Origin of the sequence: Bacillus infantis (assembly GCF_050107595.1) — a bacterium.
Classification (GTDB): Bacteria; Bacillota; Bacilli; order Bacillales; family Cytobacillaceae; genus Bacillus_AB; species Bacillus_AB infantis_C.
The window spans coordinates 1-22,203 of record NZ_JBNILH010000006.1; the positions used below are offsets into that span (position 1 = coordinate 1).

Here is a 22,203-nt window from a genome sequence, read left to right on the forward strand (position 1 = left end):
CCGCCCCGCGGAAAGCGAAGTGCCTGCAGCGGAAATCAACAGCCCCTTTTAGGAGACATTTCATTCATATGGATTGAAGGATTGCCACAAAATTTCGAAGCCCCTGTTGATTGCAGTGGAAGGCACGAAGACTCCTGCGGGAAGTAGCGGCAATGCTGAGACCCCGCAGACGCGCAGCGTTGAGGAGGCTCAGCGCCGCCCCGCGGAAAGCGAAGTGCCTGCAGCGGAAATCAACAGCCCCTTTTAGGAGACATTTCATTCATATGGATTGAAGGATTGCCACAAAATTTCGAAGCCCCTGTTGATTGCAGTGGAAGGCACGCAGACTCCTGCGGGAAGTAGCGGCAATGCTGAGACCCCGCAGACGCGCAGCGTTGAGGAGGCTCAGCGCCGCCCCGCGGAAAGCGAAGTGCCTGGAACGGAAATCAACAGCCCCCATTTATAAGCAAAAGAAGACTGTAAATAAACTCGATGATTTGTTCAAGTTTATCAACAGTCTTCAGCTTTTAAAAAAACAGAATCCCCGGTTAGTTCGCCAGCGAATGCTTAAACGCATAAATCACAGCCTGCGTCCGGTCCTGGACCTGGAGCTTGCTGAGGATATTGCTGACATGCGTCTTCACTGTCTTTAAGGCAATAAAAAGCTCATCCGCAATTTCCTGGTTCGTCTTCCCTTCTGTCATGAGCAGCAGGATTTCCATTTCCCTGCTTGTGAGCTCTTCATGAGGAAGCACAGTCTGCTTCTGCCGCATCTTTACCATCATTTTTCCTGTGACCTCAGGCTCGAGCACCGATTGGCCATGGAAAGTCGCACGCACCGCATCGGCAATCTCGCTTGCCTTGGAGGTTTTCAGCATATAGCTGGATGCGCCTGCTTCAAGGGCCGGATAGACCTTTTCATCGTCCAGAAAGCTTGTCACGATAATCACCTTTGCTTCCGGCCATGCTTCAATGATTCCCCGTGTCGCCTCAATCCCGTCCATTTCCTTCATCACCAGATCCATCAGGATGATATCCGGCCGGAGCTCAAGGGCCAGATCAATCGCAGTCCGGCCGTTGTCAGCTTCCCCGATCACCTCAATATCCGGCTGGGCGGACAGATAGGAAGATACACCGATCCTTACCATTTCATGATCATCTACAAATAATACTTTAATCATTCTCTTCACCCTCACTCTTCATCATTGGCACCTTCACTTCGAGGCGCGTTCCTTTATTCTTGAGGCTGATGATTTTCAGGGAGCCGCCAATCTCCACTGCCCGTTCATACATATTTTGCATGCCGTATGAGCCTGCCTTTGTTTCCTCGACGTCAAATCCGATCCCGTCATCGGCAATCCGCATGATGATCAGCCCGTCCCGCTGGATCAGCAGCACTTCAAGCTGGGTCGACTTGGCATGGCGCAGCGTATTGGAGACAGATTCCTGGAGGATCCGGAACAGATGATCCTCGACTCCTTTATCCATCAAAAACTCTTCAACCTTCCACTGGATTTTCATGGTGACTTTCTGGGAGAGCTCAAGCAGCAGCTCTTCTATGCCCTCCTGCAGCGTTTTTCCCTTCAGGGCAGCCGGGCGCAGATGGAGAAGCAGGGCCCGCATCTCAAGCTGGGACTGGTGGATCATTGCTTCAACCATTTTCAGCTGTTTGGTCTCCCTGTCTTCCTGGCTCCGTGTTTCATTGATGGCAGACATCAGCATGGAGGCCGCGAACAGCTGCTGGCTCACAGAGTCATGAAGCTCGCGCGCCAGCCGGTTGCGCTCCTGCGAAATGATTTCCTGAATCCGGCTTTCAAGGTCCTCTGCCTTTTCTGTTGCAAGCTTTTGCGAAATCTTTGCCTGCTCCGAAATCTGCCGCTGAATTTTGCCCACCCTCATCCATAGGGGCTGGAGCTCTGATGGGGTATTATCATCATGAAGGCTGATGGCCCTGCCTTCCTCCAGCTGGTAAAGCCAGTCATCCACCGTCTGGAGCTGCCGTTTCCGGTAAATGCCGGATACAAGCCCTGACAAAATGCCGATAGCAGCGCAGATGCTTGCTGCAAACAGGATAAAGGGAATATCCATGATCTCCCTTTCCCAAAGCCCGCTCCAATCGGCCAGCGGAAAGACAGTAAAATAGGAACCGCCAAGAAAGATGGCGACCAGAAGGGCAACAGACAGCCCCAACGCAATCTGCCGCTGGATCGTCTTCATACACGCTTCACCTCGATATCCCCGACAAGGAGCGAGGTAAAGATTTTTATCTTCTGCTCTGCTTCTTCATAGCCTGGTGTTTTGAACTGCAGTGTCTGATTGAACATCTGCGGCTCGCGTTTATCAAAAATACCGGCGGATCCGGCAATCACAGAATGATAGACATTCACTTCAAGGTCATACGGAACAAGTATCTGGATATTGCCGATAAAATTGCGGATGAATATGACCGTCTCCCCTTTTGGGAGCACCGTATAGCTCAAATCGATGATCGTATCGCCGATGCCGGCCTGGATATTGATGTCGCTCCACTCGTATACATGTTCAGGCGTCTTCTGCCGCCCGAACAGAATGTTTTCAAAAAGCGGGCGCCCTTTGATGATTTCTTCACTCGGCTTTGAATCAAAAGGATCTGCTTCCTTGATGACCGGCCTGATGCGGTCGGCGTCCCGCTTGGACTGCGCATATTGAATGACAAAATGGATCAGGATGGCCAGCAGGAAAAATTTGAAGGTCATCATATTGAAGACACTGATGACAAAAAAGGCAAGTCCTGCCCAGAAGAGGATTTTTCCGGAGCTGTGGGGAAGGCGTTTCCTGCCGAAATACACCATTCCAATCGAAACCAGAAGGGAGAAAATCAGCCCGTGATTAAAAAAAGATACCTCCAGAAAAAGGACAAGGGCACCAAGCAATAGAATCCAGCTGATATATTCGCTTTTGATTTTTTTAAGCATTGATCATTTCCTCCCTTCATGATGACTGGCGCATGATGTACGCGTTTCTCTATTGTAAGCTGTTTCAGCATAATGGCGAAAAAAGGCGCAGGAACTCTACGCCTCTTTAGAATACCAGTTTGTTTTATGAAATAGAATGAGTTTCTTTCTTTTTCATATCTTTTTCAAGCTGGGCGATTTTTGAATCGATCGTGCTCTGATAATAGGCATTGTTCACCTTTTGCTCAAGCCGGTCAAGATATGACTCGATATTTTCAAACCTGGATTCAGCTTTGCCTGATTCAGAGCTGCTGTCAATCACCTGGTCCATCTTGCGGTTGGCCCTGGTCACATTTTCCCTTCCCATCAGCTCAAGGCGGCGGATATGCATATCCTTCAGCTTATGCTTCATATCTTCATATTTTCTTTCAAGCTCAACCAGCTGCTGGGATGCCTGTTCTAGGGCCTGCTTCAGCCTGACAGCCCGCTCTTCATATTGAAGCTGTTCCTGGACAGCAAATTGGGATAGTTCAGCCTCTCCTGCATCTGAAGCAACTTCTGCCTGACGCTTGCGCTTTTCAGCCAATTCAGCTGCTCCTTTATATTCTTTTGCGAATTCCTCTTTCAGAGAATACTGGCGCTCAAGGAGCTTGCGGACCTTCTCTGTTTCCTGCTCGCATTGGCGAAGGTACTGGTTCAGCAGTGATACCGGATTTTTCTGTTCCTTCTGGTCCATTGCCTCGTGCAGATCTGCCATGATGGTATTTTTCAGTCTGGTAAATAAGTTTGCCATGATAATCTTCCTTTCGTTTTCAGATTAATATTGATTGATTTTTGACCATTCTTTTTCAAAGTTAGTGAATGGGTCCTGGTCTTCTTTGACAAATGTTTTCTGGTCATTCCACTTTTTATAAATCACATAAAGGATGTAAGCAGCGGCAATTCCGAGGATGGCCGGAATATTGGAGGCAGCTGCCGTGAGGGCGAACACCCCGACAATGCCCCAGCCGATTTTGGCGCCTGTTGAATCAGCCTTCAGGAACTGCTTGAATACGAAGTATAGAATCAGCAATGAGATGGCCAGGCCGATCATCGGCCCCAAATTGGATAAAAGCACCAGCCCCGCGATTCCCCCTGCTAAAAGTAAGCCAAATTTTTTCATGTACGTTTCCTCCTTTCATGTTTCCATCTTACCTTTCCTGCCAAAATCCTATAACGAGCCTGAGCTTTATTTTCATATAAGACCTGGGGCTTAGAAGCTGGTCAGACTTTACGGAAGGCGCAAAAATTGGCAGGGGAATACCTGTTATTCTGCTGGCGGGAAGGGTAGATAAAGGAGGAATTACAATTGAGATAACCAGGAGGACACCAATGTGTTTGGCTTCGATGATTTCATAAAGTTTATGCAGGCATTTTTTATTGTTCTTCCTATCGTGACGCTCATCCATGTGGCCGGACATGTTTTTTTCGCCGGAATCTTTGGCGGGAAGGGTCTTAAAGTCATTATTGGCTGCGGTAAAAGTTTATTTTCTTTTAAATACCTTGAGGTAAAGCGGTTCTACTTCTGGTATAGCGGCTGCGAATTCCAAAGCCTGAAGTACGAAAATAAAATCAGTCTCTCTTTTATATATCTTGGCGGCACCCTCTTCAACCTGATCAGTATCTTTCTTATCAATTACCTGATCGGCTCAGGTGTACTTGAAGTCTCTTTGCTTTGGTACCAGTTTATCTATTTCTCTTTTTATTTTGTGTTCTTCGCTCTATTCCCGATGGATTTCCCTGACGGCAATCCAAGTGACGGCAAAGCTTTTTACCGGATTATAAGAGACAAGAAGGTTGATTCTACTGATGATTGCCAATGGAAGGTTGAATAGATAAAGCCCCGGGTTTCAGTCCGGGGCTTCACTCTTTTCTATATAATGGCTCAAGGCCAGGAGCGGCCATATATAGCGGTAGCTGTGGTAATGAATATAAAAGAAATTGGCCATGCCCTGACCCATTGGATAATCGGCAGTCCAATCGTTGCGCTTGCCCTCCCTCACCAGGAAGGCAGCCCCTTTCCTTGCTGGCGCGCTATCCGCCATGCCGGCAGCGGCAAGGGCATCAACGGCCCATGCTGTCTGGGTGAGGGTGCTTTCCTTCAGCGGGATATACTTTTTCTCCATATCGCTCCGGCAGGATTCCCCCCAGCCGCCATCCTCATTCTGTATGGACAAAAGCCAGTCGATCCCCTTTTTCATGCTTTTATCCTCCAGAGTGACACCAACAGCCGCCATTCCGGTTACCGCCGCCCATGTTCCGTATATATAGCAGATTCCCCAGCGGCCATACCAGGATCCATCCTGTTCCTGATGCTTTTTGAGCCACCTGACCGCTTTTTTGACAGGCGGAAGGGAAGCATCGGAATAGCCGGCTTTGCCGAGGAATTCAAGGGTCCTCCCCGTCAGGTCGGCAGTTGAGGGATCGGTCAGGATAAACTCTGCTCCCTGGATGGGAAGGAGATGCAGCAGCTTCTTATCGACATTCCTCTCAAACGCAGGCCATCCCCCGTCCCTGTTCTGCATTGACAGTGTCCAAAGAAGACCTTTTTTCCATATATCCTCATAATGCGGCTTTTCCCGGGCAGGCTGCTGAAGGCTTCTCAGGGCGGCGGTTGTGTCATCCACATCCGGATTCATTGTATTAAAACGCGAAAATCCCCATCCTCCTGGCTCTGCCTTCGGATTATGGACAATCCAGTCCCCAAACCGGTGATGCTGCTGCCCTGCCAGATATTGATTGGCTTTTTGGATTACGGCCTCTTTAGGCGGAACGCCTGCTTCCTGAAGGGCATGGCTGATGAGTGCTGTATTCCAGACAGCAGCCGTTGTATATTGAACATGCGTGCGGCCATCGGCTTTTACAGTCATCCGCTTCAAGCCGGAGACAGCATTCCTGACCGCGGGTTCCTGCGGGGTGCCTCCCAATGCCAGAAGGGCAAAAATCATATAAAATGTGCTGCTGAAATAATTATAAAGCGTCCCGTCCGGCTCTGTATGCGACTGCATATATTCCCTCACTTTTTCTATCGACCATGCCCTGATCTGGCGCGGAATGCCCACAAGCGCCTTAACCCCGGCGGCAAGAAAAGAAGTTAAACTCCTCCATTCCGCACTCCTCAGCTCCGGCCACGGATCATCCTCTTCCCTGACGGACAAATCGCCAAGGTCCGGGCTCAATGCTGTTTTTCTGCTGAATTTCTTATTGCCCAGCAGAATAACTGGAATCAGATTGGAGCGGCCGAAAACCGAAATATCATACATATTGAGCGGAAAAGCTTGCCGGCAGGAGGATGACTTCCATCGGGACCGGAAAAAGGAGGGGCCATGGATACTGCCCTGTCAAAGCAAGCATGATTTTCGTATACATTCCCGCCTTCTTCAGGCCCCCGCCTTTTAAAATAAACCTTCTTGCCTTCACCAGAGCAGGATGATTTTTTTCATAATATCCTGAGTAGAGGAGCGCATAATAAGCCTCAATCGTTAAAGAAAGGCTCCCTTCATGGTGATCATGGAAAAGCCGCCATGCCCCGTCCTTTCCCTGCCGGCTCAGGATTCCCTCTGCCAGCTCCCTGATCAGCTCCTTTTCATCTTCCGCTTTCAAAGTCCTGAGAAGGACAATCATATAAATATCGGTCATGCACCCTGTATCAAAAGGCTGATTCCAGGAACCGTCCGGTGTCTGTTCACTCAAAAGCTGCTGCTTTAACCGTTCGATTTCGCTTTTCACCAGCTGCATGCAGCCCGCCCCCCTTATTTCTATTCTTCATAAAAATGTATTCAGGAGAAGCTTGACAGATTCTGGAACCGCCAATGTGCGATGCAATATCTTTTATTTCCCTGCATATAGTTCAATGAGGACTTCCTATGAAGAAAGGGTGAGGAGAAATGCTTCTCTTATGGATCATTACTGCCGGCTTTATTCTCTGCCTGGGGCTTGTTGGCGGCATGTTTGTGCACTATCTGCGCTCTGCCATGCATACCCATGATTCTGTAACGGTCGATCCGGCGCCGGAGGAAAATAGTGAGGAAGTCAATTAAGAGGGCAGCTTGCATATGGCCCAGCGCCTGCGCCGGGCTGGGTGATGCAAGTCTTCGGGGCGGCGAAATAGGCTGTAAGGCTGACTTGGTAGATTATCTTTTCAATTGATTATAAAAGACGGAAATTCGGTAGATTATTCCGCGGATTGATCGAAAAAATCTTTAAGTTGGTAAATTAACCGGCTAATCATTTAGAAAACGCCATCCTGCCTTAAAAATCGGGCCGCCAAGTTATGTAAAATAACAAAAAAGCCCAAGGAGCTCCTCCCTGGGCTATTTTTACGCATATAAAAAAGAATTCACGACTGGCAGCCTGGACAATAAAAGGTTTTCCTTGATGAAATCTCCTCTTTTACAATCTGTGAGCCGCAGCGGAGGCAGCTTTCTCCTTCTCTGTCATATACCATGCAGCGTTCATTATAGCCGCCGGTTATCAGATCGCCTTTAAAAAGCGGCTCATCCATATAGCCTCCGCTCTGAATCGCGTTTGCAAACACTGTTTTCATTGCCGGATACAGCCTGCTCTTCTCCATTTCGCTGAGCTCCTCGATTTTCCTCATTGGCAAAAGCCCGGCCTGATGGCAGATTTCATCTGAATAACAGTTGCCGATTCCTGCTATGAAATGCTGGTTCACCAGCGATGTCTTGAGCATTCCGCGTTTTTTCTCCAATAACCGGGCAAAAGAGGCTGCCGTAAATCCGGGATCCAGAGGCTCAGGTCCAAGTTCTTCAAAATCTTTCTCGAGCTCCTCGGCAGACAGCAAATGCAGGTAGCCAAGCCGCAGGCCGATGAAGTAAAGCTTCCTGCTGCCAAATGACAGGATCACCTGTTTTGTCCTGTCAGGATTATCTTCGTCACTGCCAAGATACATCCATCCTCCAAGCATCAGATGGAGCAGAAGACTTTTTCCGGAGCTGAGCCGGAAAATCAAATGCTTTGCACGTCTATCGATAGCAGTGATCGTGCTGTTCTTCACCTGACTGATAAATTCTGCCGGCGGGATATTTATAGATTTTTCTCTGTTGATTTCGGCCTCTGTGATGACAAGCCCAGCCAGCTGACGGCCCAGGAGCTGACGGTAGGTTTCCATTTCAGGAAGCTCGGGCATAGGAAGGCCCCCCTTTCATATGACTAGTATGAAATGAAAAGGGGATCTTCATGTATTGGTTCAGTCAGTCAATGCCATTGCAAGACTGTCACTGGCCGCCTCGACCAGACCGGTGTCACCGCGGTCATGAGCATATACAGCAAGCAGCAAGGCTGTATAGACGCCTTTGAATCTTGCGAGATCTCTTGCTTCGGGCCCAGGTTCTCCATATGCCCCAAAAAACTCTTCCCTGGCATCCGGCCGGAGATAGCTGTACGCAATAGAAAAGTCAATGCTGGGATTGCCAAGATGGACATCGCCCCAGTCAATGATCCCGCTGATCTCCCCATCAGGATCGGCCAGGATGTTTCGTATATGGAGGTCGCCGTGCACAAGGACAGGAGGACACTCCACCTTCAGCGGCTTTGTTTTTCTAATATAAGAAAAAAGCCTGCCATCTTCCTTTAGTATCTTTTCCGATCTTCCTTTTTCGGCGTACTCTTCCATTTTCACAAGCCTTGTTTCCATATCAAGCCTGTTGTATGTATCAAACGGGACGCCAAGTTCCTTAGCTCTTTCAATTGGAAAAGAGTGATGCCGCTTCAGGAATTCAGCCAGCCTGATGGCCGAATTTTTCCCGCCCGGCCCGGCTGGTGCTGTTCCGCTGATTTTTCTGTAGCCGGAAAAAAACCACGGATAGCCTTTTTCAGGCTTTCCGCTATATACCGGCACAGGATAATCTATTCCGGCAGCAATGCTTAGCTCAGGCAGAATCCGGCTTTCTGTCTTCAACAGCTCTTCTGCTGCAGCTTTCCGCGGAAATCGGAATACATATTCTCCATTGACTAAAAACACCCGATTATCAAAGCCTTCAGCAAAGTGCTCCACCTCAGCAGGCGCCAATTCGGGAAACTGGCTCAACAGGAGCTCCCTTCCCTTAAGGGGAGCAATGGACACTTCTCCATTCCATGGCTGATTCATGTATATCCCCCTTCCTTTTTTCTTAGTTTATACTATTGGTCCCTCTGTTTTTCAACATCAGAAAAAAGGCACCCTTTGCAGCGGGTGCCCCTTTCTTTAATACATTTTATTGTTGTCCACCTTCATCCTGTCTTTTACAACCTCCGGATCATCTGAAACAGGCGATCTTGTTCCTTGTGGGGGAACATAGACGTTATCGACGGGCATGACCGGCTCATTGTCAGGCATGCCGGCTTCACCAGGATTCATTTTCTGCTCGCGCAGCTTGTCCGATCTGTCGTCCACGAATACCAGGATTTTGCCTTCCTTGATTTGGCCGCTGTAATGCTCGGCATCATCTTCCGGAATCCCCATACCGACGAGGGCTCCTGTAAGCCCCCCCAGTCCGGCTCCGGCAGCAGCTCCGGTCAGCGCTCCTGCAAGCGGCCCGGCGGCGAGCACCGGTCCAATCCCTGGGATGGCAAGGGCTCCAGCACCTGCCAGCAGTCCTGCAAGTCCGCCGAGTGTCCCTCCGGCAGCTGCTCCGGCAGCAAGGCCTTCTTCCGTTTTCGTCCCTGTCTGCTCTGTTACTGCTTCCACGTCATCATCGTTTTTGCCTACTACTGAAATATCCTTTGTGTCATAGCCCTGGGCCCTTAATTCCTCTACAGCTTCAATGGCTTCACTTTGTGTATCATAAACGCCTACTATATGCTTCTGTTCTTCTGCCATTATCTTTTGCCTCCTTGTAAGGTAATAAGATAAATAGACAAGCTATCTGGTGCAAGCCTATATAGAGAATTTACCCAGAGCCCAGCTCTGTAAACCTGGGCTAGTTTGTCTCAGATAAGAAGGACTTGGTCCTGATTCCTGCCCTCCTCATCTTGATAAGTGCCCGCACCTCAACATCAGCCTCGGTGAAGTACTGATTCCAATTGTTATGGAGATTTTTGAAATTTTTATAATCCTTCCGTCTGACAACGTCCCCAAATCCGAAGATATCAATCTTATCATTTTCCTGCACCGTCTTAATCGTATTGGTGACAATCCTCTCAATATGCTTTTCCGTCTTTTCTTCATAGTCCTCATAAGTAGAAACCTTGTCTACAGGATCCGGGCACCCGGTTCCTTCCAGGAAGCTTTCCCCCCTGATTTCGATTGTCACTTTGGCTTTACCGTCAACCATCCTCGCATCGGTCTTCGTAGTCGTATTATAAATCCTGATGTCTATATAATGGTTTTTTGCGCAGCTGATGGTTAGGCTGGTTTGAGTAACTTTGTCCTGTGTCCATAAATAATTGCGGGCATCCTCAAGTGATAAATAGCCTTTAAGTTTCCCCCCTTCAAATATGGCAAGTGAATCCAGGACAGCGAGTGCATCTGGCGTCACCTTTTTCATATTGTCGACGCTTGAGCCTTTTTCGGGATCTCCTTGAATCGCGACGGCTGCCATCACCGGCTCACGTCCGGGAGAAGTCCAGGCACTGATGACATCATTCAGCTTTACATCGGGATCTCCTCCCCATGTTTCAACCATCGTATTGAGCTGTGTATGAAATTTAAGGGAAGTCGACTTTTGAAATTGATAGGTGACCTTAAGAACGTCTGCCGCTTTGACATCTTTTACGAGGACAATATTAAAATCGTCTCTCATTTCCCTGTTGCGCTCCATAAAGTCCAGGAACTCAAGCATCCCTTCTTCTGCGATTTCTTCTGAGATAAATAAAATGCGCATATGGGAGTATATGAGATTACGGGAAATGCCTTCGTTCATCTGCCTGGCCAGTTCAGAAAGAGAATTCCCTTCCTTTCCATATACGATGGAAGGTGCATTCCCTCCTGCTGTCCGGTTATTCAGCTCTGTGGCATTGATCCCTTCTACGGACAGCCGGTATTTATAGTCTTCTCCCTTATCAACGGCCATGCCGGTAACAACCGTTATTTCTGCAAGTTCCTTTTGATCCCAGCAGCCTGTCAGCAGCGATACCAGTAAAAGCATTGCAGCTGCTTTCTTTTTCACTGGCCCTCTCCCCCCCTCATAGGCGGTGGAGAAGGAGATCCGGTATTGGTCTGTTTCTCCTCCAGCTTAGGCTTCAAATAGCTTGGCCGCTTGTTCATGCTCCAGAAGGGGAACCTGAAAAATACATCCTTCTGGCTTTCAATGATAAAAGGAGCTACAGGTGCCAGGTATGGCACCCCAAAGGATCTGAGCGAGCTTAAATGCGCAACCATCAGAACCAGGACGATCAGCACCCCGTACAGGCCAAGGAAGGCAGCAGTTATAATCAGCAAAAACCTCAGCAGCCTTGAGGCATTGGCAAAACTGTAGGTTGGAGATACAAAATTGGCAATCGCAGTTATTGCGACAATAATAACCATGATATTGGAGATAATCCCCGCCTCGGCCGCAGCCTGTCCAATCACGAGTGCACCGACGATGGATACGGTCTGCCCGACAGCACGCGGCATCCTTACACCAGCCTCGCGCAAAATTTCAAAGGTGATTTCCATTAATAGGACTTCAATGACAGCTGGAAATGGCACCCCTTGCCTCTGGGCAATGACACTGAGCAGAAGGGTGGTCGGAAGCAGCTCATGATGGAACGTAAGTATCCCTACATACAGGGAAGGGGTCAACAGGGCAATCATAAAAGAAATATAGCGGATGAACCGGATGAAAGTCCCCATCATGAAATGCTGGTAATAATCCTCTGACACTGAAAAGAAATCCACCAGCACTGCAGGCACCACAAGTACAAACGGTGATCCATCGACAAGAATGGCCACCTTCCCTTCCAGCACATTGGCCGCAACTGTATCCGGGCGTTCTGTATTGAGCGCCAAAGGAAAGAGAGTTGCCGTTTTATCCGCAATCAGCTCCTCGATATTCCCTGATTCAAAGATGGCACTTGCATTGATTTTCTTTAATCGCTTGCGGACCTCCTCTACAATGCCATCATCTGCTATATCCCTCATATAGCAGACGATCACCGTCGTATTCGTGTCAATCCCGATGGTGAATTCCTCGAATTGAAGCTTGGAGTTTTTAAGCCTTCTTCTGACCAGGCTGACATTAACGGATATATTTTCTACAAATCCGTCCTTTGGCCCCCTGACAACCGTCTGCGTGCTCGGTTCATTGACGGATCTGCTGTCAGAGGTAGGGACCGGAATGGAAATGGCACGGGATACATCCTTAAACGCAAGCACAATGCTGCCGTCAAGCATTGTCTCAATCATTTCAGCCGGTGTTTCCACCAGCTTATACCCTGATCCTCCAAAGTAATCCTTGCCCATCTGCTTCACGTCATCAATTGTTTTTACTCTTATGTCTGTACTGGATTCGGCTGTGATGTTATGGATTGTCTCCTTTAATACATTGGCATCAACCATCGTCTGAATATAAAAGAGCAGGGCGTCTGTCCCTCCTGCCTTAAGCTCTTCTATTTTCAAATCGGAGGTTTTTCCAAATTGGCAGGACAATTCTTCTTTTAGCTCCTCAAGCTCATAATGGTCGAGGCAGTCTTCCCCTTCTTTAGGCGCTGTCATTTCTTCCTTCTCTTTATTGATACGTTTAATGCGGCCAAGCGACTTGAACCGGTTCAACACTTCACCCCATTTTTCCCGGAATGCTGTTTCTTGCGTCCCTTCCACCACAGTACTGCCAGAAGAATGGATGGAATGCCGAACTGCATCGGCAGATGGACGAAATAAGGGACAATGACAAGGCCCTCCTCAAGATGATCGGCAAAATTAACTGAAATCAGAATGGCAAAAAGGGATACCACAGTAGACATAGGCAAAGCATAGTAGCGGTATGGCAATTTAAAGATATACTCCATTCCCTTCAGAGCTGCATAAAGGAAGACAGAGCCTTTTATCAATATCCCAAGCATCATAATAAAAACCACTAGCGCGTCAATCCGCTCAATGAAATCACCGATGGAAACCTGCCTGGCTGCACTGAGCATTGGAAAATTAGACCTGACCATGGCATCCGTGCCAAGGGTTATAATCATCAGGATGACAGCATGTGTCAGAAGCAGGCCGGCAATCGCTGTTCCCATCAGGGTAACGCGCTTGACATATTTAAAATTGCCTACCATGCCAAGAATAACAGTAAAGGCAATCAGTTCCCCAAAAGGGAAGACAAGCAAGGAAGGGAAAACAGTCTTGGCCACCGGCAAAATCCCCTCACCCAGCACGGGTTCGATCCTGCCGAATTCTATACTTCCGCTTCCCAGCAGGAAAATCGTCAGCAGCAGAACAAACACAACCACATAAGGCGAGAAGATTTCTGATGTCCGGCCCAGCACTTCTATGCCGAGATACAGGATATAGCCCATTGTTAAGGCAACCGTCAATGAAATCATTTCAATCGGCGTATGGGGCAGAATGGCAGAAGCGATCAGCTCTCCAAAGTCCCTCACCACCCTGCTCGATATGTAAACAAAGTAAATGACATATAAAAAAGCCACCGGCAAAACAAAAATCCTCCTGAAGCAGTGCTCCATAATTTCATACAGATTCTTTCCAGGGAGGCGGCTGACAAGAAAATAGAAAAAATACGCAATCCCGAGGCCAAGGACTGTCGAAACCAGCATAGCAATCCAGCTATCCTGTTCTGCCTCCTTGCCAACGCCGATGACAATTGCGCTTCCCAGCAGAAAATTGATGACAAGGGTCAGCAGCTGGCTCAGCGATATATGTTCTTTTAACATCAGCCGCCACTCCCCTTCCGCATTGTTTTTTGGGATTTTTTATTTTTATAAAGCCTGTAATCTGCCGTCAGGCTGGAGCCAAGTCCGATGAGAAACCCGGCCAGGGCAATCATTCTCCCTGCGGCTATTTCTGCATAGACAATATTCAGGACCGCCTCACCCAGTGTGCTTTTAAAAATAACTAAATCAAAACAGATTGTCAGCACACCCATGCTAACGGTGATAAGTATAAATCCAAGAGTGACCATACGAGCTTCCCATCCTTTTTATTGTTGCTTTTCTAGCATTTGATTCCGCTGCTTATTTTATCCATTTTTTTCAGCAGGAAAAGCGTCTTTCAGTAGAACTCTTTATCCGGAGATTATGTTTATTCTGCAGAGGGTATAAATTTTAATAACTGTAAATCAGTATGTGAATATGCCGGTCTGAAAAAGGAAAGATTACCTAAAAGAAAAGCCTGAGGAGGAAAGATATGAACCATTCACAAATGCCGCAGTTTCCGGAGCCTTACTGGAGGGAAACGCCGCTCTCATCTTATGAAGCGCTTAACGAAAACACCGAGGCCGACGTCGCAATTGTCGGAGGAGGGATTACGGGAGTTACTGCTGCCTATCTGCTTTCTAAACAAGGCTTTAAGGTTGTAATTCTGGAGGCCGGGAACATACTGAACGGAACTACCGGCCATACAACCGCTAAGCTGACCGCCCAGCACGGTGTCATATATGACGAACTGATCAGCCATTTTGGGGAAGAAAAAACGAAGCTCTATTATCAGGCGAATGCAGAAGCGATCACTTTTGTAAAAGACCTTGTCGATGAAAAAAAGATCGACTGTGATTTCAGCATAGAAGACGCCTATATTTATGCGGTTTCCGACCAGGCTGCCGGCAAGGTGCAAAAAGAGTATGATGCATACCAGAAGCTCGGAATCGACAGCAGCTTTGCTGAGAGCATCCCATTTAATATAGACATCAAAGGTGCAGCTGTCATGAAAGGACAGGCACAATTCCACCCTTTGAAGTTCCTGAAGGCGCTTCTTGAAGACTTTACAGCCGCCGGGGGGAAAGTGTATGAAAACACGACAGCCGTTGATATTGAGGAAGGACAGCCCGCCGCAGTTAAAACAAGAAATGGCCATACCGTCACAGCCAAGCATGTGATTGTCGCTTCACACTTCCCATTCTATGATGCAAAGGGCTTTTATTTTGCAAGAATGGAGCCCGAAAGATCCTATATTGTCGCTGTGAAGACCCGTGAGGAATATCCAGGCGGGATGTATTACAGTGCCGATCAGCCGACGCGCTCCCTGCGCTACACACCCGTCAATGGCGAGAAGCTGGTCCTTATCAGTGGTGACAGCCACAAAACCGGGCACGAGTCGGATACTCTTAAGCATTATGAGGCTTTGGAGGAATTCGCAGAGGAGGTTATGGGCATTGAGGAGTACCCATACAGATGGTCTGCCCAGGATCTGATCACATTAGATAAGATTCCGTATGTGGGCCCGATCACTGAGAATGCCTCCAACATTTATGTCGCCACCGGCTACCGCAAATGGGGCATGACTAACGGAATTGCGGCTGCCCATTTGCTGAATGATTTTATTGCCAAAAAGGAAAGTCCTTATAAGGAAGTATTCACACCTTCCCGCTTTAAAGCCGATCCAAGCATCAAGAAATTCATAAAATACAATACCGATGTCGCCGGCCAGCTGATCAAAGGAAAGCTTGAATACATTCCTGCTGAGCTCGATGATCTTGAACCGGACCACGGTGCACCTGTCATCGTCAATGGAAAAAGGGCCGGTGCCTACCGCGATAAAGAAGGCGCTCTTCATATCGTCGACACCACCTGTACCCATATGGGCTGCGAATGTGAATGGAATAATGGCGAACGGACCTGGGACTGCCCGTGCCACGGCTCCCGCTTTTCATATACAGGAGAAGTTGTCGAGGGCCCGGCAGAAACTCCGCTTAAAAAAATTCAGGGTGAATGATTTGGAAGCTCCTGCGGCTGATGCTGCGGGGGCTTTCTACTTAAAGCAGACAGACCTGAAGCGCAAAACCAAAAGAGCTGCCCTGAATAAGGACAGCTCCCTCATATTAATTTAAGTTAAAATCTCCGGAAGAAGTATGGACCTTCACCACATGCTCTCCTGAGCCAATTTTACCAAGAATCCTGTCTTCTTCTTTTTCCTCAAAAAGGAATCCATCAAGCTGGACCTTGCCCTCTCCGGAGGTTGCCTTAAAATCTACCATCATGTCGCTTGGCTTCTCTTTGAAAGCAATGGCAACATCACCGCTTGCTGTTTCGGCAGTTATGCTGCCTGCCAGCTGATCATTAGTGATGTTCAGGTCGCCTGAAGTAATCTTTGCAAGAATATCCCCGGACAGTCCGCTGATTTCGATATCACCTGATGCTGTATATAAATCTGCAGTCTCAGCTGCTGCCCCATCGATTGTCATATCCCCGCTTGCTGCCTTAAACTTCAATTCCTTCGCAGTTGAATCTGCTACCCTAACATCGCCGCTCGCAACCTGGATTTCTATTTGGCTTACTGCCTCCATTCCCTTCAGCGCAACATCCCCGCTCTTTGTTTCAAAAATGGCGTCCTTGCTTTGAATAGCTTCAGCTTTGATATCGCCGGATAACACCTCGACTGCCAGCTCCTCATATTCCTTTTTCGGAAGAAGCACTTCTATTTTCACATCACGGATGATAACCACTCCCATGCGGAACATATTCTTCACCTCAAGGTCGACATTCAGGGTGCCATCCTCTTCGCTGACCTTCAGTTTATAATCATCCTGCAGCTTTTTGCTGACCTTCCCAGTCAGTGCCACCTTTATATCTTCTTCACTGCCAGCCTCCCTGATCACAACATCAGTCGAAGCGCTTTTTACTGAAATACTTTGAATGGAACCTGCTTCTATTGTTTCAGTTTGCTTGATATCAGCCGTGTTAAAATTCAGCCCTCCCGAAGCGCTGATCGTAATGACCGATCCGCCGACACCGATCAGGAATAACACGACCAGAACTGCCACCAGTTTCTTCATGCCGCCTTCTCTCCTTTTCCTTTGACTAGCCTGACATTGAATTTGATATAGCCGAGAAGTACCCGGTAGAAGAATTTGCCGACATAAATCATTCCGATGCTCAGCAGCAGGCCAAGGCTGAACAGTGCCAGCGAAGCAAAGAAATTCAGGGTCATATCCTCAAAGCCTGTAAAAAAAGATGACCCCAGCAAAGCAAATGGCGACAAAGTTAGAACGAGTGCTACTGCACATAGTGAAATATAGACCCCTGCGAGGCCGATCAGCGGCCCAAGTATAAAGACCAGATTGAAAAAGCTGAGGCTGACCGCCGCTGTGGCCGCCTGAAAAATATTAGTGACTGACTGTGTCTTCTCTGCCTTGACGATCCTGTAATCTGCAAGCAGATCGCGTGCAATCACATGCGGGTCGCCGAGCTCCTCCATGATTTCCCTTTCCGTCCTGCCGTTTGCAAGCCCGATTTCAAAATGCTCTTCATAGTCATACAGCATTTCCCGCCTGTCATATTCCGGCACCTTACCAAGCAGCTTTTCCAGCCTTGCTAAAAACTCATTCCCTGCCACTGGACTTTCCCTCCTCAACAAATTGATTAACCGCCAATGAAAACTGCTGCCATTCCTCAATCAGCATATTCATATAATCCCTGCCCTTTTCTGTCAGTGAATAGTATTTTCTGGGAGGCCCTTCCGTTGATTCTGCCAGATAGGTTGTTAAATACTCTTCTTTTGTCAGTCTTCTGAGCAAAGGATAGAGTGTCCCTTCAGCCACCTCGATTTTATCCGAGATGTTTTGTGCGAGCTCGTAGCCATATTGATCTTTTTTAGAAATCAGCAGCAGCACGCACAGCTCAAGGACCCCCTTCTTGAATTGAACATTCAATCCTTGCACCTCCACCGGTAGTGAACATTATTCAGTAGTCATGTAATTTCTTCCATTCATTCACAAACCCATCATACACCACACTACTGAACATTACAAGGTACTGAACGTAAAAAAATACCTATTTTTAGAAAATAGGTATTTTAACAACTGTTTTAAGGTTTCATATTCATCCAGCTTTGAAGATGATGGACAGCAAAGCTAACATGTGAATTGGCGGAATAAGCATCACGGACAAGTGAAAGCTGCTCTTCCATTCTTGCTGTGCCTTCTTCATAAAAAGTAATATAAGCAGCTTCAGAAGTGGCGCCAGTTTCAGCGGCAATCTGAATCTGTTTTCCATAGCGTGCCGCTAGTTCTACTTCGTTCCTGGACAGCTCGATCATCCCGTTAGGGCCTTCTGCCGCATCCCTGTAAGCCATGATGGTCACAGTATCTGTATTTTTTATGATCCAGCCTGCAAGAGAATCTTTGCCGAATTTATTGCTGAACATCATTTCATCAAACCAGAAAGGAATATCTGCCCCTAACGGGAGATGAAGCTCTGCGGACAAGGATGCTGCCTGCAGCATACGGGTCTGATAATTTACCACAGTATTTTTGTAATTGCTTTCCCAGCCTGGCAGAAGATAGGGCTCAATATCCAGGTGGATGCCGGAAAACTGCTGGGCAGGGGCTGCCTGCTTCTGATAGGAAGATACCCACGAGAAGAAGCTGAGCATGGCTGCTTCACCTTTTGCCGTGGCCCATTTAGGAGCTCCATCCAGTGCATGAACGCTGATTCCGCTGGCATTTGCTTTTTCTATAAAAGATTGGTAGACAGCTGCTGGCAGGCTTTGGTCAATCTGCAGATACAGCTGATCTGCCTGCTTGTCCGCCAGGAACTGGATAATTTCATCGGGCTTTTCCACTATGGCTGCTGTATCCCACAGCCAGGTTGAATAAGGCTGATTCAATTCAGCTGCCTCTCCTTTCACCGGGCAGGCTGCAAATACGAGAAGCAGTGCCAAAAGGGCTGTTTTGAAAAATTTGGTCGTCATTGTATACTCTCCTTTTTATGATGCCATGACATCCATAAAAAGGAGCCCGGCAGCCTGGCAGCCATTCGCATGATGCGGGAAGGCCCATAGCTTTGCGTCCCTGCCTTTCGACAGGTTTGCCTTTATCAGTTTATTGTTAATTTGATTATAAATACTTTTCAGGAAAATAAAAGATGTTTTTTTAAAAATTCCTAAGAAAAAGGCCCCAGGAAAGCCGGGGCCTTTTTCTCAGTCTTTTGGCTGGTTTTCCTTTTTGCTTTTCGTGCCGGTCGTGAATTCCACCAGCTCCTCGCTTGTCCAGCCTTCTCTTTTTTTATTATTGTTGCGCTGTGCGTTTGCATTTCCAAGCTTTGTCCTGCCCATGCTGCCTCGCTCCTTTATTGGCGTTTTCTCTGGTAGTATGGGCCTTTTCACAGTGTGTTATTCTGCTTGGTCTGCCTTACAGGAGAGGGGATTTCCTTACCTTTGTCCCCTGCTCGAAGGCATAGGCAATGCTGATCAGCCCGGCTTCTGAAAAAGCCTTTCCGGTAAACGTAATGCCTACTGGTTCATTCTCCAGGGAATAGCCTGCAGGGACCGTGATGGACGGATAGCCTGCCTTAGCCGGAATGCCCGCGCCAAAATTATTCGGTGTCACGATTGCATCAAGATTATGCTCTTTCAGAACATGATCAATTCCCTGCTCTGTTGAAAAGTAAACATCCTCTTCAATTGAGCTGATATAAGCCTCTTCAGTCAGGGTGCCGCTTGTTTTTTCAGCTTCCTCCAGGATGGTTTGCCCATATTTAAGGGCTGCTTCACTGTTTTCCCGGTTAAAGGCGATTACATCTGCAAGAGATTTCACTTTAACATGAGGAGCAAGGCCGCGCAGATAGGCGTTGAGATCTGCCTTGAATTCATATGTAAGCACATCATACTTCCATTTATTATTTGTAGAAGGGATTTCTACAGGGTCAACCACTTCAGCGCCAAAAGCCTTCAGCTGTTCAACCGCATGGTTCATCACTTCAAGCTTGTCCCCGCTCAAATAATCGAAATATACTTCGCGTGCGATGCCGATCCTTTTGCCTTTCAGCCCGTTTTCATCCAGAAAACCTGCAAAATCGGTATAGTCAGACTCTGGATTGGTCTGAACGGCAGGATCTTTTTCATCATTGCCGGCAAGCGCATCCAGAAGATAGACAGCATCCTTAACGGTTCTCGCCATCGGGCCTGCCGTATCCTGTGTATGAGCAATCGGGATGATGCCTCTTCTGCTGATCAGGCCGACCGTCGGTTTGATGCCGACAAGCGAGTTTTGGCTTGCAGGGCTGAGAATTGAGCCTGATGTCTCCGTTCCGACAGCCACTGCTGCAAAGTTTGAAGCGATAGCTGCACCAGAACCTGAGCTGGATCCGCCGACATCAAAGGTACCGGGACCATAAGGATTGAGCACCTGCCCGCCCCTTGAGCTGTAGCCGGCTGGCATCCCCTCTGTCATGAAGTTGGCCCATTCCGTCATATTCGTTTTCCCCAGTATCACAGCTCCAGCCCTCCTTAAGGCCTCGGCCACATAGGAATCCTCTTTTGCCACAGACTCCTTCAGTGCAAGAGAGCCGGCACTGGTGTGCATTTTATCGGCAGTATCAATATTATCCTTAATCAGGACAGGAATGCCGTGAAGCGGCCCGCGCGTGCCCTTCAGCTTCCGCTCTGCATCAAGCGCTGCCGCGATCTGCACAGCATCCGGATTGACTTCAAGGACCGAGTTGATTGCCGGTCCGTTCTTATCCTTTTGCGCAATCCTGTGCAGGTACATCAGCACCAGCTCTTTGGACGAAACCTCGCCCGTCTCCATTTTCTCCTGCATCTCATCTATTGTGGCTTCCGGGAGCCATTCTTCCTGAAGCATTTTCAGCCTTGGATTTTTCATATAGGAATCGTATCCTTTCACCTTGGATTTACCTTCATAGTTTATCATATTTTCTGAATCCTTTACTATATTAAAGATTGGTTAATGTTATTGCGGCGTTCTGCTGTTGTGATGAGTGATATGTTTACAAAAGGCTAATAAATTGGGGATGATGTTGATTATCTAGTTTAATTTTGCCGTTAAGGATGGGTTTTACAATGCTGTCTTAGGATTTCGGGAGTAATATTGCATACTTTTGAGGAGATTCTACATAAATTCTGAGTTATTCTACATAAATTCCAAGTTATTCTACATAAAATTTATATTATTCTACATAAATTCGGCTTGATTCTACATAAAATACATTTTTTTACAAAAACCAGCAAAAAAAGCTGACAACCCAAACCCGGATTGTCAGCTCCCTATTATCTTCTTCTATCAGCATCCACAATATCACCGGAATAGAACACTTTTTTCTCTGGCGTGATGCCAAGCTCCTGGCAAAACTTCTTCAGTTCTCGTTCTTCCCTTTCGGTTACGAGCGAGATGACGGTCCCGCTGGCGCCAAATCGGCCGGTGCGCCCTGAACGGTGGACATATTGCTTGATGTCCCTCGGAAAATCATAATGAATGACATGAGTGACACCCTGGATGTCAAGGCCCCTTGCAGCCACATCTGTTGCGAAAAGCAGGCTGCTTTTTCCTTCGCGGAAGTTTTTCAGATGCTTCTGCCTGTCCATTTTATCCAGATCGCTGTGCAGGATTCCGGCCTTCACGCCCTTAAAATCAAGCTTTTCGGAAAGGACAGAAAGATTGCCGATGTCTTTTACAAAGGCAAGCCCCTTGATATCTTTCACACGGGAGATCTTTTCAATGAGTTTGATTTTATCACGCTGCTCGCAGGCAAAATAAATATGGTCCACATCTGACGGAATGGCTTCTTCCTTCCCTACGCGGATCAGCTCGGCTTCACCAGAAAGCTCCTGTGCAAGCTTCGCAGTACTTTCAGGAAGTGTTGCTGAAAAGAAAGCAAGCTGCCTGTCAGCAAGCGTCGATTTTAAAATGGTTTTTACAGTCTCAAGATGCTCGGGAACAAGCAGCTGATCTCCTTCATCGAGCACGACCGTTTTGACTTCATGCATCTTCAGCTTTTTCTGTTTGATCAGCTCGAGCATCCGCCCTGGTGTGCCCAAAGCGATCTGCGGGTGTTTTTTCAGTTTTTCAAGCTGCCTTTTCGTATTGGCGCCGCCGATGAAGGTAGCGCCTTTTATGCCGCTTCCCTCTGCCCATTTCTGGACCTCCGAGAAGATTTGCATAACAAGCTCCTGTGAAGGTGCCACAATGACGGCCTGAACCGCTTTTTTGCCAGGATCGATTAGATCAAGAAGCGGCAGCAGGTAAGCAAGTGTCTTGCCTGTTCCTGTCGGCGATTCGGCGATCACGTCCCTGCCCTCCTGGATAAGCGGGATGCTCTTTGATTGAACGGCGGTCGGCTCATTGAAGCCGGACTTTTCCCAGACTTCCTGGATAAAAGGCTTCAGGCCGGTAACTACAGATTGATTTTCAGTCATAACTATCTC

24 protein-coding genes and 1 riboswitch are annotated in these 22,203 nt (G+C 47.8%); of the genes, 3 read left to right on the forward strand and 21 right to left on the reverse strand.

The genetic code is table 11. The features are described from left to right. Positions 1-527: 527 nt before the first annotated feature. From ACQCVH_RS13390 to ACQCVH_RS13410, 5 genes are all read right to left on the reverse strand, one after another. Positions 528-1,160, reverse strand: a complete 633-nt coding sequence (locus tag ACQCVH_RS13390; RefSeq protein ID WP_009792227.1) for a response regulator transcription factor — start codon at positions 1,158-1,160, stop codon at positions 528-530. Then, entirely contained in the window at positions 1,153-2,196 is a 1,044-nt protein-coding gene (locus ACQCVH_RS13395) for a sensor histidine kinase (protein ID WP_426836167.1), read from the reverse strand. The genes ACQCVH_RS13390 and ACQCVH_RS13395 overlap by 8 nt, the downstream gene beginning before the upstream one ends. After that, positions 2,193-2,933 (reverse strand): cell wall-active antibiotics response protein LiaF, encoded by a 741-nt coding sequence (liaF, locus tag ACQCVH_RS13400; protein WP_009792229.1) that lies wholly within the window; start codon positions 2,931-2,933, stop codon positions 2,193-2,195. Before liaF ends, ACQCVH_RS13395 begins: the two co-directional genes overlap by 4 nt. Before the next feature lie 124 nt (positions 2,934-3,057). Further along, positions 3,058-3,705 (reverse strand): PspA/IM30 family protein, encoded by a 648-nt coding sequence (locus ACQCVH_RS13405; protein WP_257989563.1) that lies wholly within the window; start codon positions 3,703-3,705, stop codon positions 3,058-3,060. 24 nt (positions 3,706-3,729) lie between these two features. Further along, entirely contained in the window at positions 3,730-4,074 is a 345-nt protein-coding gene (locus tag ACQCVH_RS13410; protein WP_426836168.1) for a lmo0954 family membrane protein, read from the reverse strand. Positions 4,075-4,285: 211 nt separating this feature from the next. Between ACQCVH_RS13410 and ACQCVH_RS13415 the strand changes: the two genes are divergently transcribed. Further along, the gene (locus ACQCVH_RS13415) at positions 4,286-4,786 is read left to right on the forward strand and encodes a hypothetical protein (RefSeq protein ID WP_426836169.1); all 501 of its coding nucleotides are present in this window, start codon (positions 4,286-4,288) and stop codon (positions 4,784-4,786) included. 15 nt (positions 4,787-4,801) lie between these two features. Here ACQCVH_RS13415 and ACQCVH_RS13420 read toward each other — a convergent pair whose 3' ends face one another. Continuing rightward, on the reverse strand, positions 4,802-6,214 hold the full coding sequence (locus ACQCVH_RS13420; RefSeq protein WP_426836170.1) for a prenyltransferase/squalene oxidase repeat-containing protein: 1,413 nt from the start codon (positions 6,212-6,214) through the stop codon (positions 4,802-4,804). Next, a complete protein-coding gene (locus ACQCVH_RS13425) occupies positions 6,207-6,689 on the reverse strand; it encodes a hypothetical protein (protein WP_426836171.1) in 483 nt (160 codons plus the stop codon). The genes ACQCVH_RS13420 and ACQCVH_RS13425 overlap by 8 nt, the downstream gene beginning before the upstream one ends. Before the next feature lie 149 nt (positions 6,690-6,838). Here ACQCVH_RS13425 and ACQCVH_RS13430 point away from each other — a divergent pair, with 149 nt between their 5' ends. Then, the gene (locus tag ACQCVH_RS13430; RefSeq protein WP_426836172.1) at positions 6,839-6,991 is read left to right on the forward strand and encodes a hypothetical protein; all 153 of its coding nucleotides are present in this window, start codon (positions 6,839-6,841) and stop codon (positions 6,989-6,991) included. Between the two features lie 299 nt (positions 6,992-7,290). Here the strand turns inward: ACQCVH_RS13430 and ACQCVH_RS13435 are convergent, their stop codons facing one another. The 7 genes from ACQCVH_RS13435 to ACQCVH_RS13465 form a co-directional block, all read right to left on the reverse strand. Then, positions 7,291-8,100: an Fpg/Nei family DNA glycosylase gene (locus ACQCVH_RS13435; RefSeq protein WP_426836173.1), complete on the reverse strand. Its 810-nt coding sequence runs from the start codon at positions 8,098-8,100 to the stop codon at positions 7,291-7,293. 60 nt (positions 8,101-8,160) lie between these two features. Then, positions 8,161-9,060: a phosphotransferase gene (locus tag ACQCVH_RS13440; RefSeq protein WP_426836174.1), complete on the reverse strand. Its 900-nt coding sequence runs from the start codon at positions 9,058-9,060 to the stop codon at positions 8,161-8,163. Between the two features lie 96 nt (positions 9,061-9,156). Next, positions 9,157-9,771, reverse strand: coding sequence for a YflT domain-containing protein (locus tag ACQCVH_RS13445; RefSeq protein WP_426836175.1), 615 nt, complete (start codon positions 9,769-9,771; stop codon positions 9,157-9,159). Between the two features lie 100 nt (positions 9,772-9,871). Further along, entirely contained in the window at positions 9,872-11,059 is a 1,188-nt protein-coding gene (locus ACQCVH_RS13450) for a Ger(x)C family spore germination protein (RefSeq protein WP_426836176.1), read from the reverse strand. Continuing rightward, positions 11,056-12,693: a spore germination protein gene (locus ACQCVH_RS13455; protein ID WP_426836177.1), complete on the reverse strand. Its 1,638-nt coding sequence runs from the start codon at positions 12,691-12,693 to the stop codon at positions 11,056-11,058. Before ACQCVH_RS13455 ends, ACQCVH_RS13450 begins: the two co-directional genes overlap by 4 nt. Next, on the reverse strand, positions 12,642-13,760 hold the full coding sequence (locus ACQCVH_RS13460; RefSeq protein WP_426836178.1) for a GerAB/ArcD/ProY family transporter: 1,119 nt from the start codon (positions 13,758-13,760) through the stop codon (positions 12,642-12,644). The genes ACQCVH_RS13455 and ACQCVH_RS13460 overlap by 52 nt, the downstream gene beginning before the upstream one ends. Next, the gene (locus tag ACQCVH_RS13465; protein WP_426836179.1) at positions 13,760-14,008 is read right to left on the reverse strand and encodes a hypothetical protein; all 249 of its coding nucleotides are present in this window, start codon (positions 14,006-14,008) and stop codon (positions 13,760-13,762) included. The genes ACQCVH_RS13460 and ACQCVH_RS13465 overlap by 1 nt, the downstream gene beginning before the upstream one ends. 224 nt (positions 14,009-14,232) lie before the next feature. On the opposite strand from ACQCVH_RS13465, the gene ACQCVH_RS13470 reads away from it, so the two are divergent. After that, positions 14,233-15,756: an FAD-dependent oxidoreductase gene (locus ACQCVH_RS13470; protein ID WP_426836180.1), complete on the forward strand. Its 1,524-nt coding sequence runs from the start codon at positions 14,233-14,235 to the stop codon at positions 15,754-15,756. A 106-nt stretch (positions 15,757-15,862) separates the two neighbouring features. On the opposite strand, the gene ACQCVH_RS13475 is transcribed toward ACQCVH_RS13470, so the two are convergent. From ACQCVH_RS13475 to ACQCVH_RS13505, 7 genes are all read right to left on the reverse strand, one after another. Continuing rightward, the gene (locus tag ACQCVH_RS13475) at positions 15,863-16,816 is read right to left on the reverse strand and encodes a DUF4097 domain-containing protein (RefSeq protein WP_426836181.1); all 954 of its coding nucleotides are present in this window, start codon (positions 16,814-16,816) and stop codon (positions 15,863-15,865) included. Continuing rightward, positions 16,813-17,376 (reverse strand): DUF1700 domain-containing protein, encoded by a 564-nt coding sequence (locus tag ACQCVH_RS13480; RefSeq protein ID WP_170939476.1) that lies wholly within the window; start codon positions 17,374-17,376, stop codon positions 16,813-16,815. The genes ACQCVH_RS13475 and ACQCVH_RS13480 overlap by 4 nt, the downstream gene beginning before the upstream one ends. Further along, complete coding sequence (locus ACQCVH_RS13485; protein WP_022543345.1) at positions 17,363-17,692, reverse strand: PadR family transcriptional regulator; 330 nt, start codon at positions 17,690-17,692, stop codon at positions 17,363-17,365. The genes ACQCVH_RS13480 and ACQCVH_RS13485 overlap by 14 nt, the downstream gene beginning before the upstream one ends. A gap of 155 nt (positions 17,693-17,847) precedes the next feature. Then, on the reverse strand, positions 17,848-18,732 hold the full coding sequence (locus tag ACQCVH_RS13490; protein WP_426836182.1) for an amidase: 885 nt from the start codon (positions 18,730-18,732) through the stop codon (positions 17,848-17,850). 45 nt (positions 18,733-18,777) lie between these two features. Continuing rightward, a riboswitch (cyclic di-GMP riboswitch) is annotated at positions 18,778-18,863 on the reverse strand. A gap of 97 nt (positions 18,864-18,960) precedes the next feature. Then, on the reverse strand, positions 18,961-19,095 hold the full coding sequence (locus ACQCVH_RS13495; RefSeq protein ID WP_257989550.1) for a hypothetical protein: 135 nt from the start codon (positions 19,093-19,095) through the stop codon (positions 18,961-18,963). A 76-nt stretch (positions 19,096-19,171) separates the two neighbouring features. Next, entirely contained in the window at positions 19,172-20,644 is a 1,473-nt protein-coding gene (locus ACQCVH_RS13500) for an amidase (RefSeq protein WP_426836460.1), read from the reverse strand. A gap of 404 nt (positions 20,645-21,048) precedes the next feature. After that, the gene (locus ACQCVH_RS13505) at positions 21,049-22,194 is read right to left on the reverse strand and encodes a DEAD/DEAH box helicase (protein WP_426836183.1); all 1,146 of its coding nucleotides are present in this window, start codon (positions 22,192-22,194) and stop codon (positions 21,049-21,051) included. Between the last annotated feature and the right edge of the window lie 9 nt (positions 22,195-22,203).